The 15555-nt window shown below is 45.4% G+C and carries 17 protein-coding genes; 1 reads left to right on the plus strand and 16 read right to left on the minus strand.

The features are described from left to right. Positions 1 to 2: 2 nt before the first annotated feature. The 8 genes from rplV to tgt all read right to left on the minus strand — a co-directional run bounded on the left by rplV (position 3) and on the right by tgt (position 5123). The gene (rplV, locus tag H7T92_RS05025) at positions 3 to 347 is read right to left on the minus strand and encodes a 50S ribosomal protein L22 (protein WP_000818139.1); all 345 of its coding nucleotides are present in this window, start codon (positions 345 to 347) and stop codon (positions 3 to 5) included. A gap of 11 nt (positions 348 to 358) precedes the next feature. Beyond that, positions 359 to 640 carry a 30S ribosomal protein S19 gene (rpsS, locus tag H7T92_RS05030; RefSeq protein WP_000533766.1) on the minus strand — a complete coding sequence of 94 codons (282 nt, stop codon included), beginning with the start codon at positions 638 to 640 and terminating at the stop codon, positions 359 to 361. A gap of 96 nt (positions 641 to 736) precedes the next feature. Next, positions 737 to 1570: a 50S ribosomal protein L2 gene (gene rplB / locus H7T92_RS05035; RefSeq protein ID WP_000512900.1), complete on the minus strand. Its 834-nt coding sequence runs from the start codon at positions 1568 to 1570 to the stop codon at positions 737 to 739. A 17-nt stretch (positions 1571 to 1587) separates the two neighbouring features. After that, positions 1588 to 1884, minus strand: coding sequence for a 50S ribosomal protein L23 (locus tag H7T92_RS05040; RefSeq protein WP_003009593.1), 297 nt, complete (start codon positions 1882 to 1884; stop codon positions 1588 to 1590). After that, on the minus strand, positions 1884 to 2507 hold the full coding sequence (gene rplD, locus H7T92_RS05045) for a 50S ribosomal protein L4 (protein WP_003009591.1): 624 nt from the start codon (positions 2505 to 2507) through the stop codon (positions 1884 to 1886). The genes H7T92_RS05040 and rplD overlap by 1 nt, the downstream gene beginning before the upstream one ends. Before the next feature lie 24 nt (positions 2508 to 2531). After that, a complete protein-coding gene (gene rplC, locus H7T92_RS05050) occupies positions 2532 to 3158 on the minus strand; it encodes a 50S ribosomal protein L3 (protein WP_003010846.1) in 627 nt (208 codons plus the stop codon). 81 nt (positions 3159 to 3239) lie between these two features. Continuing rightward, the gene (gene rpsJ / locus H7T92_RS05055) at positions 3240 to 3548 is read right to left on the minus strand and encodes a 30S ribosomal protein S10 (RefSeq protein ID WP_003009585.1); all 309 of its coding nucleotides are present in this window, start codon (positions 3546 to 3548) and stop codon (positions 3240 to 3242) included. 432 nt (positions 3549 to 3980) lie between these two features. Next, positions 3981 to 5123, minus strand: a complete 1143-nt coding sequence (gene tgt, locus H7T92_RS05060) for a tRNA guanosine(34) transglycosylase Tgt (RefSeq protein ID WP_003010858.1) — start codon at positions 5121 to 5123, stop codon at positions 3981 to 3983. Positions 5124 to 5273: 150 nt separating this feature from the next. Between tgt and H7T92_RS05065 the strand changes: the two genes are divergently transcribed. Continuing rightward, entirely contained in the window at positions 5274 to 6143 is an 870-nt protein-coding gene (locus tag H7T92_RS05065; RefSeq protein WP_201037243.1) for a DUF975 family protein, read from the plus strand. Positions 6144 to 6199: 56 nt separating this feature from the next. Here the strand turns inward: H7T92_RS05065 and H7T92_RS05070 are convergent, their stop codons facing one another. The 8 genes from H7T92_RS05070 to trpD form a co-directional block, all read right to left on the minus strand. Continuing rightward, a complete protein-coding gene (locus tag H7T92_RS05070; RefSeq protein ID WP_021154247.1) occupies positions 6200 to 6652 on the minus strand; it encodes a CoA-binding protein in 453 nt (150 codons plus the stop codon). Between the two features lie 71 nt (positions 6653 to 6723). Beyond that, entirely contained in the window at positions 6724 to 9369 is a 2646-nt protein-coding gene (gene polA / locus H7T92_RS05075) for a DNA polymerase I (protein WP_201037244.1), read from the minus strand. Positions 9370 to 9626: 257 nt separating this feature from the next. Continuing rightward, positions 9627 to 11090, minus strand: a complete 1464-nt coding sequence (locus H7T92_RS05080; protein WP_201037245.1) for an alpha-L-fucosidase — start codon at positions 11088 to 11090, stop codon at positions 9627 to 9629. Positions 11091 to 11231: 141 nt separating this feature from the next. Continuing rightward, on the minus strand, positions 11232 to 12008 hold the full coding sequence (gene trpA / locus H7T92_RS05085) for a tryptophan synthase subunit alpha (protein ID WP_201037246.1): 777 nt from the start codon (positions 12006 to 12008) through the stop codon (positions 11232 to 11234). A 1-nt stretch (position 12009) separates the two neighbouring features. After that, complete coding sequence (gene trpB, locus H7T92_RS05090) at positions 12010 to 13215, minus strand: tryptophan synthase subunit beta (RefSeq protein ID WP_201037247.1); 1206 nt, start codon at positions 13213 to 13215, stop codon at positions 12010 to 12012. Beyond that, entirely contained in the window at positions 13205 to 13792 is a 588-nt protein-coding gene (locus H7T92_RS05095; protein WP_201037248.1) for a phosphoribosylanthranilate isomerase, read from the minus strand. The genes trpB and H7T92_RS05095 overlap by 11 nt, the downstream gene beginning before the upstream one ends. Beyond that, positions 13779 to 14546 (minus strand): indole-3-glycerol phosphate synthase TrpC, encoded by a 768-nt coding sequence (trpC, locus tag H7T92_RS05100; protein ID WP_201037249.1) that lies wholly within the window; start codon positions 14544 to 14546, stop codon positions 13779 to 13781. Before trpC ends, H7T92_RS05095 begins: the two co-directional genes overlap by 14 nt. Next, positions 14543 to 15547 (minus strand): anthranilate phosphoribosyltransferase, encoded by a 1005-nt coding sequence (trpD, locus tag H7T92_RS10430; protein ID WP_260314286.1) that lies wholly within the window; start codon positions 15545 to 15547, stop codon positions 14543 to 14545. The genes trpC and trpD overlap by 4 nt, the downstream gene beginning before the upstream one ends. Positions 15548 to 15555: the final 8 nt, after the last annotated feature.

Consider the following 15555-nt stretch of genomic DNA (forward strand, 5'->3'; position numbering starts at 1 on the left):
CCTTATTTTTCTGCAACAGCTACTGTGATGTGAGCTGTACGTTTGTTGATTGGTGATGCTGAACCTTTCGCACGTGGACGGAAACGTTTCATAGTTGGTCCTTCGTTTGCGAATGCTTCAGATACTACCAAGTTAGCTTTTTCCAAACCAAAGTTGTTTTCAGCGTTTGCTACTGCTGAGTTCAACACTTTAAGGATGATCCCTGCAGCTTTGTTTGGTGTGAATGTCAAAATAGCGATGGCATCGGCTACGCTTTTACCACGGATGTTGTCAAGAACAAGACGTGATTTACGAGGTGAAACACGCACTGTACGAGCCATTGCTTTAGCTGAAGTAATTTCTGCCATTTATGTTCTCCTTATTTTCTACGTGTCTTCTTGTCGTCTGCCGCGTGACCTTTGTAAGTACGAGTTGGTGCAAATTCACCAAGCTTGTGACCTACCATGTCTTCTTGGATGTAAACAGGTACATGTTTACGTCCATCATAAACTGCGATAGTGTATCCGATGAAACTTGGGAAGATCGTTGAACGACGTGACCAAGTTTTAATTACTTTTTTCTTTTCGTCGTTTGCTTGAGCTTCAACTTTTTTCATCAAATGCTCATCGACGAAAGGTCCTTTTTTAAGACTACGTCCCATTTTGTAATTTTCTCCTTTAAAATTTAGTACCACAGCGGCTTGCGCTGCTATGCAGCGCTACCGAGCTGGCGGAAAGTGTAAGCTAGTTGCTTATGATTATTTTTGGTTGCGACGACGAACGATAAGTTTGTCAGATTTCGCTTTCTTGTTACGAGTTTTAAGACCAAGCGCAGGTTTACCCCAAGGAGTAGATGGCGCTTTACGTCCAACTGGTGCTTTACCTTCACCACCACCGTGTGGGTGATCATTCGGGTTCATTACAGAACCACGAACTGTAGGGCGAACACCTTTCCAGCGGTTACGTCCCGCTTTACCAAGGTTTACAAGTCCATGTTGTTCGTTTCCGACAACACCAACTGTAGCACGGCAAGTTCCAAGAATCATACGAACTTCGCCTGATTGAAGACGAACAAGTACATATTTACCTTCAGAACCCAATACTTGAGCAGAAGCTCCAGCAGCACGTACCAATTCTCCACCTTTACCAGGTTTCAATTCAATGTTGTGGATCAAAGTACCAACTGGGATGTTAGCAAGTGGAAGAGCATTTCCGACTTTGATATCTGCTTCTGGTCCTGATACGATGCGTTGACCTACTTCAAGACCTTTAGGGGCGATGATGTAAGCTTTCACACCGTCAGTGTAGTGTACAAGCGCGATGTTTGCTGAGCGGTTTGGATCGTATTCGATCGTTTTAACGACTGCTTCAACTCCATCTTTGTTACGTTTGAAATCGATCAAACGGTAATGACGTTTGTGTCCACCACCTTGGTGACGAACAGTGATACGACCGTTATTGTTACGACCTGCTTTGTTTTTAAGAGAAACAAGCAAAGTTTTCTCAGGTGTGTTTGTTGTGATTTCAGCGAAATCCAAAGAAGTCATATTACGGCGACCGTTTGTTGTTGGTTTATAAACACGAATTCCCACGATATTTCCTCCTTAGATTATTCAGCTTCAGTAGCAAACAACTCGATTGCTTTAGAATCAGCTGCAAGCGTGATGATAGCTTTTTTAGTTTTTGATGTAAAACCAGTGTAACGTCCAACGCGTTTTGCTTTAGGTTTTACGTTTACAGTGTTCACATTCGCAACTTTTACACCTTCAAACGCAGCTTCAACAGCTTGTTTGATCAAAAGTTTGTGAGCGCGAGTGTCAACTTCGAATACATATTTGCCTGCTTCAAGTTGAGCCATTGACTTTTCAGTGATAACAGGTTTTTTGATAACATCATACAAATTCATTATGCAAGAACCTCCTCGATTTTAGAGATAGCTGCTTGAGTAACAAGAAGTTTGTCACTATTTGCGATGTCAAGAACACTTGCAGTTGTAGCAGTCGCAACTTTCACGTTTGGAAGGTTACGAGCTGAAAGAGCTGCGAATTCGTTTCCTTCTTCAAGAATAACAAGGACTTTAGAATCGATGCTCAAAGCTGCAAGAACTTTTGCAAATTCAGCAGTTTTTGGAGCTGTAAATTCAAGAGAATCAACGGCTACAAATTTGTTTTCAGCAACTTTTTCTGAGTAAACAGATTTAAGTGCAAGGCGACGAACTTTTTGAGGAAGTTTGTACGCATAGCTACGTGGAGTTGGTCCGAAGACGATTCCACCACCACGCCATTGTGGAGAGCGGATAGAACCTTGACGAGCACGTCCAGTTCCTTTTTGACGCCATGGTTTGCGTCCGCCACCTGAAACGGCTGAACGGTTTTTAACAGCGTGAGTTCCTTGACGAAGGCTAGCACGTTGGCTGATGATCACATCAAATACAACTGCTTGGTTTGGTTCGATACCAAAGATCGCATCGTTAAGAACAACTTCGCCCGCTTGTTTACCAGTTTGGTCGAATAATGTTACATTTGCCATTTTGACTGTATTCCCCTTTCCTTATTATTTACCAGCTTTAACTGCTGACTTGATAGTGATAAGAGATTTCTTAGCACCTGGTACGTTACCTTTGATAAGGATAACGTTCTTTTCTGGAACAACTTGTACAACTTCAAGGTTTTGAATCGTTACACGATCGCCACCCATACGTCCTGCAAGGTTTTTACCTTTGAATACGCGGTTAGGTGCAACAGGTCCCATAGAACCTGGACGACGGTGGTAACGAGAACCGTGAGCCATTGGTCCACGTGATTGTCCGTGGCGTTTGATAACACCTTGGAAACCTTTACCTTTAGAAGTACCAGTTACATCAACAATGTCTCCAGCTTCGAAAGTGTCAACTGTGATTTCAGCACCAACTTCCAAGCCTTCAACGTTTTTGAATTCACGAATGAAGCGCTTAGGAGCCGTGTTAGCTTTTGCTACATGTCCTTTAGCAGGTTTGTTGCTCAATACTTCGCGTTTGTCATCGAAACCAACTTGGATAGCGTTGTAACCATCTGTTTCAACAGTTTTAACTTGAAGAACAACGTTTGGAGTTGCTTCGATAACTGTTACAGGGATCAATTCGCCAGCTTCAGTGAAGATTTGAGTCATTCCCACTTTTTTCCCTAAGATTCCTTTTGTCATGAGAAAATAGTTCCTTTTCTATAGTTTTTTATTCAAAAAGTTTTTAACGAGCGTTTTTTATGCTCTTGATCAAGCTTTAGATTAAAGTTTGATTTCTACGTTTACACCACTTGGAAGATCTAATTTCATCAAAGCGTCAACTGTTTTTTGAGTTGGGTTGATGATGTCGATCAAGCGTTTGTGTGTACGCATTTCGAATTGTTCGCGAGAATCTTTGTATTTGTGAGTCGCACGAATGATTGTGTAGAGGCTACGCTCAGTTGGAAGTGGGATTGGACCCGCAACTTGTGCACCTGTACGAGTAGCTGATTCTACGATTTTTGCAGCCGCTGTGTCGAGTGTACGGTGTTCGTACGCTTTCAAACGGATGCGGATTTTTTTGTTTGCCATCTTTTTCTCCTTTTCGTCTATTTAAGGTAATAGGCTAGCTCCACAAGAAAACCGACGCGCGTTGCGTGGCAATGCAACCGAGCGTGTCGCAACCTCTTGCATCAAAGCTAATAGCTGTTTTTCACAGCACCATAGTAGTTTAACACAAACAAAGGCCCAATGCAAGGGATTTGAGAAGATTTTTTTCGTTTTTTTGATGAAAGTGTTTTCGAGAAAAATAGAGTACTAAAAAAGTTGCTATTATATAGGAAAAAGGGAGCGAGACAGAACAAATTTATATCCAATTTGTTCGTCGTCTCGCCCCCGCACAGTTGATTAGGTTATCTTTGGAGCTTAACAAGCGAACAAAGATACCAATCAACCACTGCGTCTAGCAGTTATTCCTATTATTCTCAGATGGCTGTAGTCTTTTTTCTTCCTATTTATCTATTTCTAGAAATTCCGTCCTGATTTGTTATAGCCATATTTTTCGACGAAATGCTCGCGGAATTCTAAGAGATTGTCATCCATGATGGCTTGACGGACCTGCTTCATGAGGTTGATCAAGAAATAGAGGTTGTGGTAGCTAGTCAAGCGAATACCGAAGGTTTCATCTGCCTTGAGGAGGTGGCGAAGATAAGCCCGGGTGTAATTCTTACAAGTGTAGCAATCACATTCGGGATCCAGCGGTGTAAAGTCTTCTGCAAATTGCGCATTTTTCACCACTAGGCGTCCTTGGCTGGTCATACAGGTACCATTTCGCGCAATCCGCGTCGGCAAGACACAGTCAAACATGTCCACTCCACGAATAACCCCATCGATCAGACTGTCTGGAGCCCCCACTCCCATGAGATAGCGCGGCTTGTTTTCTGGTAAGAGTGGAGTTGTGAAATCCAGCACCGCATTCATCTCTTCATGGCTTTCTCCAACAGCTAAGCCACCGATGGAATAGCCTGGGAAGTCCATGCTGACCAAATCTTGAGCAGACTGACGGCGCAAGTCTTCAAATCCAGCCCCTTGGACAATTCCGAAAAGACCTTGATCATGAGGACGACGGTGAGCCTTCAGGCCACGTTCTGCCCAACGACTGGTCCGTTCAATTGATTTTTTCACATAATCATAGGGCTGATAGAACTGAGGGCATTCATCAAAGGACATCATGATGTCGCTTCCTAGATTGTTTTGGATGGAGATGGCCTTTTCTGGAGAGAGGAACATCTTCGAGCCGTTGAGGTGGTTTTTAAAGGTTACCCCTTCTTCAGTGATATTGCGGGTATCCGCTAATGAATAGACCTGGAAGCCTCCACTATCTGTCAAAATGGGCTGGTCCCAGTTCATGAACTGGTGCAGTCCTCCTGCTTTTGCGACTAGATCATCCCCGGGACGAAGCCAGAGATGGTAGGTGTTGGCCAAAATAATTCCGGAACCCATTTCCTTGAGTTCTTCTGGCGATTGGGTCTTAACGGTTGCCTGAGTCCCTACAGGCATAAACATTGGGGTCGGGAAGGTCCCGTGAGGAGTGATAATTTCTCCCAGACGAGCACCTGTATGCTTTTCTTTTTTGATTAATCGATATTGAATCGGTGAATCTGTCATGGTTACCTCCGTACTGGGAAAAACAGTCCCAGCCTTCTTATTCCTGTCACAGTTTTCCTGTGAGCACCTGTACGATTGTACCAAATTTTACCGGCTCTGTCACGGACTTATGTTATAATAAAAAGTACTACTATGAAGAGAGTGTCATCTATGAACCTTAAATTGATTCGCCTCCGGGCACGTACCATGCAAGTCCAGCAACCGGGCTTAGCTATCCTTTTTGCTCTTCCGGTCCTGTTGACCATTCTTGCTAACTTTCTCTTAAGTGGGCAAGATCTGGTCGATCTACTACCGGACATGACCTTGCAGCAAGCAAGTATCTACATGATCCAGCGGCAGCTCTTTCCTTCTGTCGTCTCCTTTGTCATCTCCATTTTAGTGGTTGGTGCGACTTTTAGCTATTTAGATACGATTAATCCCAAGATCGAACACCGAACACGTGTCTTAGATATCTTTAAACAAGATCGCTTTACCTCTGTATTTGCCACCTTGATCTTGAAGCAAGCCGTCCTCTTTTTATGGGGACTCATCCTCTATGTGGGGAGTCTCATCAGCACCTACGCCAGCATTCGATTTTTGGCGATCTACGATAAGGTGAGCAACCCTAGCACTCTGAGTGCTTCCAGTCCTGAATTCCAATCTCTCATGCAACAAATGCCTCTGATGACTGCTGGTGTCATACTTGGCCTGATTGGCCTCCTCTTTTACCTGCCACAATACTACAGTCTCAGCTTGGTCGAATTGATCCTCTATGAGCAATTACGAGACGGCGACTACAAGGGAGCCTTTGGAGTCCTTCGCCAAAGTCGTGAAACCATGAAAGGGTTCCGCAGCAATCGCTTGGTGCTCGATCTAACCTTGATTGGTTGGTACTTCTTGAATTACTTCACGCGCGATGTCATCGGCTTTTATACCATGCCTTACTTTATCAACTGCCAAATTGCCTTTTATGATCAAATCAAGCAGATTAAACAAGGGCCGCGCCATTTTACAGGCCATCCAAGCCATGAAACTGAATAAGAGTAAGAAGAAAACCCCAGCTTGCTGGGGTTTTCTTCTATTCAATTGTTTATCATTTATAAACCGTATAGGGAGTCCCCTAAGATCAGTCGGGTGTGTTCCCGTTTGATACAGCGGTTCATGACGATATCTTCTCGTCCAGCTCCACGAAGGATTTCTTCTGCTTCTTGATTTTCCAGCTCCAATTGTGCCCAGAAAATTTTCGCATCCGTCTCAATAAAATCACGTGCCACATCTGGTAAAAACTCACTGCGACGGTACACATCAACGATATCTACTGGGAATGGGATCTCCTGTAAGCTAGCGTACACCGTTTCTCCAAGGATCTGGCCACCAGCTGCGCGGGGGTTGACAGGAATAATCCGATAGCCCCGCTCTTGCATCTCCTTACTGACACGATGACTGGTCGTATCTTCACGATCAGATAATCCCACTACAGCAATGATCTTGCTGGTTTCTAGGTAATGTTTGATAATGCCATCACTAGGATTGCGAAATGAATAAGCCATAAGAATCTCCTTTTTGTGTTTCTTGTCTTAAGAATTTATATGATACTGGACGTGCTTGTACGACTTCCATTTTATTTGGCTTCATACCATGTCTTGCCTTCGTTTTCATCGGCTTCCAGTGGTACTGCAAGTTCGATAGCGGATTCCATGGTCTCTTTGACGAGTTCTTTGATCGCTGCCAGTTCATCACTTGGTACTTGCAGAACGATTTCATCGTGCACTTGAAGAAGCATCTTGGTCTTGTATGCTCCTCTTTCTAGCGCTTGGTCCAAGTGGATCATGGCAATTTTCAAGATGTCTGCTGCCGATCCTTGGATTGGTGAGTTGATAGCTGTCCGCTCCGCAAACCCTCGAACATTGAAGTTGCGAGAATTGATATCTGGAATCTCCCGACGGCGCTTGAAGAGAGTCTCCACATAGCCTTTATCACGCGCTTCCCGTACCACTCTCTCCATATAGTCCTTGATGCCAGGGTAGCGTTCGAAGTAGGTCTCAATGTAGGCCTTGGCTTCTTTTCGACTGATCCCTAGGTTGTTAGACAGTCCAAAGTCGGAAATTCCATAAACCACACCGAAGTTTACTGCTTTTGCATTGCGACGATCATTCGGCGTCACATCTTCTGGTTTTTCAATATTGAAGACCCGCATGGCAGTTGATGTATGGATATCTGCCCCATGCTGAAAGGCATCAATCAAATGCTCATCTCCTGAAATATGGGCCAAGACGCGCAATTCGATCTGTGAATAGTCCGAACTCAGCAAGACACTGTTTTCCTCTTCTGGGACAAAGGCCTTACGAATGAGACGACCTTGCTCCAAACGGACAGGAATGTTTTGTAGGTTGGGATCCACGCTAGACAAGCGTCCGGTCTGCGTCAAATCCTGTACATAGCGGGTATGGATCTTCCCGTCTTCCAAAATCCAGTCTTGAAGACCGATGACATAGGTCGACTGAATCTTAGCAATTTGGCGGTATTCAAGAATCTTAGACACGATCGGTGCGATAGGAGCCAGGCGTTCCAAGACATCAACGGCTGTGGAATAGCCGGTTTTGGTCTTCTTAGTATATTCAAGAGGGAGTTCCAATTTTTCAAAGAGGATGACACCCAATTGTTTTGGAGAATTGATGTTAAATTCTTCTCCTGCCAACTCGTATATTTCTTGGGTCAAGCGTTCCAAGACTGCTTCGTTTTCCACCTGCATGTCTTGGAGGGTCTGGCGTTCCACCTTAATCCCTGCGATTTCCATCTTGGTTAAAACAGCTGCTAGTGGTTGCTCCATATCATAGAGCAAATCTAGTTGGTCGTGAGCTTTTAGTTGCTCCGTCATAGGCTCTTCAGTGTCTAGTAAAACAGCGACTTTTCGTGCCAAATGCTCTAATAGGACCGCCTTTTCTGGAATGGCTTTTTTGGCTCCCTTGCCATAAACGACTTCGTCCAGAGGCAGCGCAATCTGGCTATAGAGACTGGCAATGGTTGAAATTTCATTGTCCTCTACGGTCGACAAGAGATACTTGGCCAATCGACTGTCAAACGCGGGATTTTGAAGGGTAATACCCAAGTGGCTGAGCAAGACCTTGGCCCGTTTGAAGTCATAGACCTTGAGGGGCGTTTTTTCGAGAAATTCTTTGAAAATCGGTGTTTGTAAAAGACCAGTATCTGTACTCGCGTAGAGATGACCTTTGGTCCCCCATGCGAAACCGATGATGGGTTCCGTATGGTAATTGTCCCCAAACATCTCAAAATGGAAGAAACTATCTTCCGTGAGCATATCTGAAGTGACTTGCTCGACTTCTGTATAGTCAAGGGCTACAGGAGCTGCTTCTTCTCCACTGAGATCCAAGGCTTGACGGAGTTGCTTAAAGCCCATCTCCTCATAAAACTTGGCGAGATTTTCTAGATGAGGTCCCGTATAGGTGATATCGTCCAGCCCGATCTCAATGGGCGCATTGGTATCGATGGTCGCAAGGGTCTTGGACAGATAGGCCTGTTCCTTATCGTTGATGAGATTTTCCTTCATCTTAGAAGCCTTCATCTCATCGATATGCTCGTAAATGCCATCGAGAGAGCCGTACTCTAGGAGTAGTTTGATTCCTGTCTTTTCTCCGATTTTGGTGACACCTGGGATATTATCCGACTTATCTCCCATCAAGGCCTTGAGGTCGATAAATTGCTCTGGTGTTAGTCCCATCTTATCTTTCAGATAGGCTGGAGTGAATTCTTCAAACTCCGCTACCCCTTTTTTTGAGATTTCAACCACCGTATTGTCATCTGTCAGCTGGATCAAATCCTTATCCCCTGAAACAATGGTCACATCAAATGGCACCGAGGTAGTTTCTGCCATCTTATCCAGCGTTCCAATAATATCATCTGCTTCATATTGAGCTAGCTCATAGTGGCGAATTCCTAGATGGTCTAATTGCTCGCGAATGAAAGGAAATTGCTCGCGGAACTCATCTGGTGTTTTTGCACGACCCCCTTTGTAGTCGGCATACATCTCCGTCCGAAAAGTTGTCTTTCCTGCATCAAAGGCGACGAGGACATGGGTTGGTTGGATGCGCTCCAAGAGATGGCTCAACATGAGATTAAAGCCATAGACCGCATTGGTATGTAGACCATTGGCATTTTTGAAGCGATCGATTTGATTATAAAGTGCGAAAAAGGCACGAAATGCGACGGAAGACCCGTCGATGAGTAACAATTTATTCTTTTTTTCCATAGGCCTATTATACCACGAATCACAAGGTCTCTGGTACATAAAAACTCTACCCTTTCGGGTAGAGCCTTCTTTAGGAGTTCCTTATGAAAAATGAAGAGAAGCGTTTATTCGCCGTAACAAGATCCTTGTTGTGGCAATTTCTTAAAGCATTTTGGATAATTGACTGAGATTTTCATTTTCTGTACCTCATTTCTTATTGGATGAGTACAGTATACAAGAGAAACCTAAACCATTCCTTATAGAAAGCTTCAAGAAAACTAAAAACTGAGACGCAAAACACGCGGTTGTTTTTGGCTACAAGCTGGTAATTGAAGATGGAGGCCTGCCTCATCTTGGCTCCAAGAAACGAGCTGGCTTTCTCCAAGGAGCTCTACCTGCCGAATACGCGCATGAAGGATTCTCGGTTGCTTGAGATCATAGGCGAGAGACGGCAAGGTCAGCTCCTCTGTCCGTCCGCTTGGTTCTAGCTGGATAGCATAAAGAAGGCCTTCACGCATGGTATAGCGGAAATCTTGGCTGGTGTAGAGTGGCGCTTGCCCATCTGAGAAGGAACCTTCCTGGGCCTCGGTCGGTCCGTCCGATGACACCCGCCAAGGCCGGCTCTGATAAATGGCTTCTCCGTTTACCGCCAACCACTCCCCGATCTCTGTAAGGATGTCTTGATCTTGCTCAGGGATGGTGCCATCTGCCTTAGGTCCAATATTGAGCAGAAGATTGCCATTTTTGGCCACAACATCAACTAAATTTTGCAACAATTCCTTGCTGGTCTTGTAGGCTAGATCCTGGGTATAGCACCAAGAATTACGGGCAATCGCAGTATCCATTTGCCACGGAAAGGCTTGCGTCTCTCCGTAGCCCCCCCGCTCCATCTCAACGATTCCTGAACCAAAAGGTAGGGCATCCTGTTTGTAACAAACGGCCACCTCGCGATCCTCTTGTGCTGCTAGATTGTAATAGTAAGCCAAAAAGCGCATTAAGTAGGGACGGAAACTCTCATGCTGGATCCACCAATCGAAATAAAGGAGCTCTGGCTGATAATCCCGCACCAGTTCACAGGTTCGCAAAAGCCAATCTTCCAAGAATTCTTTGCTGGGATAAGGCTTGGAAGTGAGATCAAAATGATCCTTCGGTTCTGGCTCTGCTGGCCAATAGAGGCTGTCTCTTGGGACTTCTTGCAGAATATCACTGGCAAACTCCTTGCCATGTGAAAAGAAAAACTGGTGCTCTGCCCGGTGAGAAGACGTACAGAAGTGTAGACCACGTTTTTCTGCTTCCGCCCTCAGTTCTCCTAAAACATCTCGTCTTGGCCCCATTTCTAAGCTATTATAAGGCGAGAGAGTAGAGGCATACATCTGAAAACCATCGTGGTGCTCCGCAACTGGGAAAAGATACTGAGCGCCTGCTTTTTGAAAGAGATCCAGCCAAGATGCCGGATCAAATCGGTCCGCTGTAAAGAGTGGAATGAGATCCTTGTAGCCCAAGCTAGCCTGATCTCCAAAATACTCTCGATGGTAGTCATAGCAAGGATTCCCTTGGATATACATATTTCGTGAATACCACTCCGATCCAAAGGCAGGTACACTGTAGACGCCCCAGTGGATAAATATTCCAAATTTAGCATCCCGATACCAGTCTGGACAAACTTGATGGCTAAGAGAGTCCCAGCTTGGTTCAAAAGGTCCTGACTGGACGACTTGATCAATCTCTTCAAGGGTTATCATTCTCTTCTCCTCTTTTCTTATTACTATCTCTATTGTATCGAGAAACCCTTGTTTGTAAAGACAAACGAGGGGAATGTTTAAAATAGTAGACAAAGAGCTTGATCTAGGAGAATCGAGCCAATTACAAATAGAATAGACCTGCTAGCCCTTCACTGCTTGAGAAATAAAATGAGCGACGGCTTCTGTCTCCCCTTGGTGGAGAGCCTTAACGATTTTAGATCCCACAATAACGCCATCTGAGACCTTGTTGAAACGGTGAATATCCTCCATGCTGGAAACTCCAAAACCTGTTAAAACAGAAATCGAAGCTATTTCGTGTAATTGGGCCAAGTGGTGGTCCAGATCGTCTCGATAGCTACCAGCTTTCCCCGTCACTCCATTAACTGCTACAGCATAGATAAAACCTTCTGCATCTTGGATCAATTTCTTCTGACGCTCGATTCCTGTGGTTAGACTCACCAGTGGCACCAAGGCGATGTCTTTATCCGCTAACAGGGGCTCTACCAGATCCGCATGCTCATGAGGAAGATCTGGGATAATCACTCCTTTGACCGCTGTTCCTTCTACATCTCTAAAAAAGCTTTCTAGACCATATTGGAACAAGGGATTGAAATAGGTCATGATGACCAAAGGAACAGTTGTTTCCAGACGCTGGATCGTTTGCACCAGACCTTCTGTCGTCGTCCCATGGGCTAAACTTCGTAGTCCTGCCTCTTCAATCACAGGGCCATCTGCCACTGGATCTGAAAAAGGAATCCCAACTTCAATGGCTGAGACACCAAGATCTTCCAAGAATTGGATGGTTTCCTGCAAACCTGCTAAGCCTTTTTCATGATCTCCTGCCATGATATACGGAACAAAGATCCCTTGCTGCTGGTCTTTCAGCTTTTGTAAATGCTCTGTTAAGGTCTTTCCCATCTTACTCTCCCCTCTCTTGTTCTAGGCGGTCTTTGACTTGTACCACATCTTTGTCCCCACGACCTGACAAACAAACGATCATGGATTTTTCAGGTCCCATCTCCTTAGCCAATTTCACCGCATAGGCGATAGCATGGCTCGATTCCAGGGCCGGAATAATTCCTTCTACTTTTGAAAGCAATTGAAAAGCTTCTAGGGCTTCTTGGTCTGTCACAGGCACATAGGTTGCCCGCTTGATTTCATGGAAATAAGAATGCTCTGGCCCAATTCCTGGATAATCGAGGCCTGCTGAAATCGAGAAGGCTTCTAAAATCTGTCCATGCGCATCCTGTAAAACATCCATCAAGGCGCCGTGAAGGACTCCTGGACGTCCCTTGGTCAAGGTTGCTGCATGCTGGTCTGTATCTACTCCAAGTCCAGCAGCTTCCGCCCCATACATGGCGACAGACGCATCCTCAACAAAAGGATAAAAGAGCCCAATAGCGTTCGACCCGCCTCCTACACAGGCTAGGACGGCATCTGGCAGAGCACCGTCATTTTGCTCTGCAAATTGGCGTTTGGCTTCTCGACCGATGACACTTTGAAAATCACGGACAATCTCTGGGAATGGATGAGGTCCTAGAGCAGATCCCATGATATAGTGGGTATCCTCCACATTTGCTACCCAGGCTCTAAGGGCAGCATTGACTGCATCCTTGAGAACACGCGATCCATCTGTTACCGATTGAACCTTTGCCCCCAACAACTCCATCCGAAAGACATTAAGGGCTTGGCGTCTGACATCTTCTTCCCCCATGTAGATGGTACATTCCATATCAAATAAAGCAGCGGCTGTTGCCGTTGCAACACCGTGCTGTCCAGCCCCTGTTTCTGCGATGATCTTCTTTTTACCCATTCGGTGTGCCAGCAAAACCTGTCCTAGGGCATTATTAATTTTATGAGCCCCTGTGTGGTTGAGATCTTCTCTTTTTAGAAAGATCTTGGCTCCACCGACATACTTGGTTAGATTCTTGGCGTAATAGAGCGGTGTTTCCCGACCGACATATTGTTTCAGAAGCTGATCCAATTCTTCTTGAAAAGAAGGATCTGCTTGACTTTCTCTGTAGGCCTTTTCTAATTCTAAAACTGCTGTCATCAAGGTTTCAGGAACAAAACGTCCCCCGAACCGCCCGTAAAATCCGTTTTGATCTGGTTGTTTATATGCCATGCTTGACCCTTTCTATAAATCGTTTTATCTTTTCTTGATCTTTTATTCCATTTGTCTCGACCCCACTGGATACATCCACCGCATAAGGATGAAAGAAGCGGATGGCATCTGCTACGTTGTCTTCCGTCAAGCCTCCTGCAATAAAGAAGGGCTTTGTGACGTTTTGACTTTCGAGTTCTTGCCAGTTAAAAGTCTCTCCACTTCCTGCTACAGGAGCATCAAAGAGCAGATAATCAGCACTGGTCTCAGGAAGAGCTACATCTTTCCCCATTTGAACAGCGCGAATCGTTTGTTGGGGAAGGTCTTGCAAGATGGTTTCATCTATCGGCCCATGCACTTGTATCAAATCCAAGCCCACAACTTGGCAAGCTTGCTCCACTTCTTCTCTTTGTGGTGATACAAAAACACCGACTTTTTGAACCCCCTTTGGAATCCCTGTAACCAACTGCCTAGCTTGCTCCAGCGTGACTTGCCGTTTGCTTGGTGCAAAGACAAAACCAATGTAATCCGCACCTGCCTCAACAGCTGTCTGGACAGCTTCTGGAGTGGACAATCCGCAAATTTTAACCTTTGTCAATCTGCAACTCCTTTACTTTTTCAGCCACATTATCTGCCTTCATGAGGGCTGTCCCAACGAGAATGCCATTAAAATAAGGAGCCAGCATGCGCGCATCTGCTTCTGTAAAAATAGCAGACTCCGAGATGTATACCGGTTCTTGTTCGAAATGGGTCGTCAATTCAAGGCTAGTATGGAGATCTGTCTCAAAGGTCACCAGGTTGCGATTATTGACCCCTATGATCTGAGCCCCAATCCGGTGAGCGACCTCTAGCTCTGTCAGATTATGGGTCTCCACCAAAACCTCCAGGCCAAGATGGGTCGCAAACCCATAGAGCTCCTTCAGACGAGCTTCTGATAAGGCTGCAACAATCAACAAGATCACGGTCGCCCCTGCGTTTCGCGCCCGAATTATTTGCTTTTCATCCACAATAAAATCTTTATTGAGGGTGGGGATGCGTACTTGACTAGATATTTCCCGGAGATACTCGATACTGCCCTTGAAAAATACTTCATCGGTCAAGACAGAAATCATCACAGCCCCATTTTCTTCGTAAGTCTTAGCCTGCGCGACGATATCCACATCGACATGAATATCTCCCAGACTCGGGCTAGCCTTTTTCACTTCCGCAATGACCTGAAGCTTTTCTGGATGACTCTTTAGGTAATCATACAGGCGGTAGGTCTCGCGCAAAGGTTGGAGCTCCTCTTCCTTCATCGCAGCCACTTCCCGCGCCTTTTCCTTTAGAATCTTTGGCAAGAATTCTTGACTCATTTTTGATACTCCTGTAATAATCTCAATTTCTCAAGGGCAGCCCCACTGGCAATCACTTCCCGTGCCAAGGCAATCCCTTCCTTGATAGAATCTACCTTGCCATTGGCATAAAAACCAAGGCCAGCATTCAAGACCGTCACCTCTAAGAAGGGACTTGCTTCATTCTTCAAAACACTGAGCAAAATTTCCGCATTGCGTTTGGCGTCACCACCACGTACTTGATCAATTTCGATGCGCTCCATTCCGATATCTTCTGGTTGAAAGTTGGATAAGGTAACCTGTCCATTTTCCAGAATAGCGAGCTGGGTTTCCCCATCAAGGCCTGCCTCGTCCAAACCTTGTGGACCACTCACCACCACTGCGCGTTTCCTTCCCAAATTCTTTAGAATCTCTGCTGTACTTTCCAGCATGTCCGGACGACTTGTTCCCAATAGCTGGGTTTCTAGAGGAATCGGATTGATAAGAGGACCAGTTAAGTTCATCACCGTTGGAACCCCTAGCGCCAAGCGAGCGGGCATAATATAGCGCATGCCAGGATGCAGATTTTTGGCAAATAGGAAGACAATTCCCGCCTTTTCAAACACTCGTCCCAAGTCTTCTGGACCCAAATCAAGGTTAATTCCTAGAGCTTCTAGTACATCCGCAGAACCAGATTTAGAAGAGATCGAACGATTTCCGTGTTTCGCCATCTTGATGCCACCACCAGCAAGGACGAAGGCAGCTGTTGTTGAAATGTTGAAACTATAAGAACGATCGCCCCCCGTTCCACAATTGTCCATCGCTCCTTGAACTTCTGTAGGAATAGCGACTGCATAGGCCTGCATCACTTTTGCAATAGCCGTCCGCTCTTCAACCGTTTCTCCCTTCATTTTGAGACCTAGAAGAAGGGCCGTCACCTGGGCTTCTGAAGCACGACCAGCAACGACTTCCTCCATAGCAGCTTCTAACTCTGCACTGGTTAGATCCATTCCTTCCGCCACTTTTGCAAGCACTTGTTTCATCTTCCGCT

This window comes from Streptococcus parasanguinis (genome assembly GCF_016648855.1).
In the GTDB taxonomy this organism is placed as follows: Bacteria; Bacillota; Bacilli; order Lactobacillales; family Streptococcaceae; genus Streptococcus; species Streptococcus parasanguinis_L.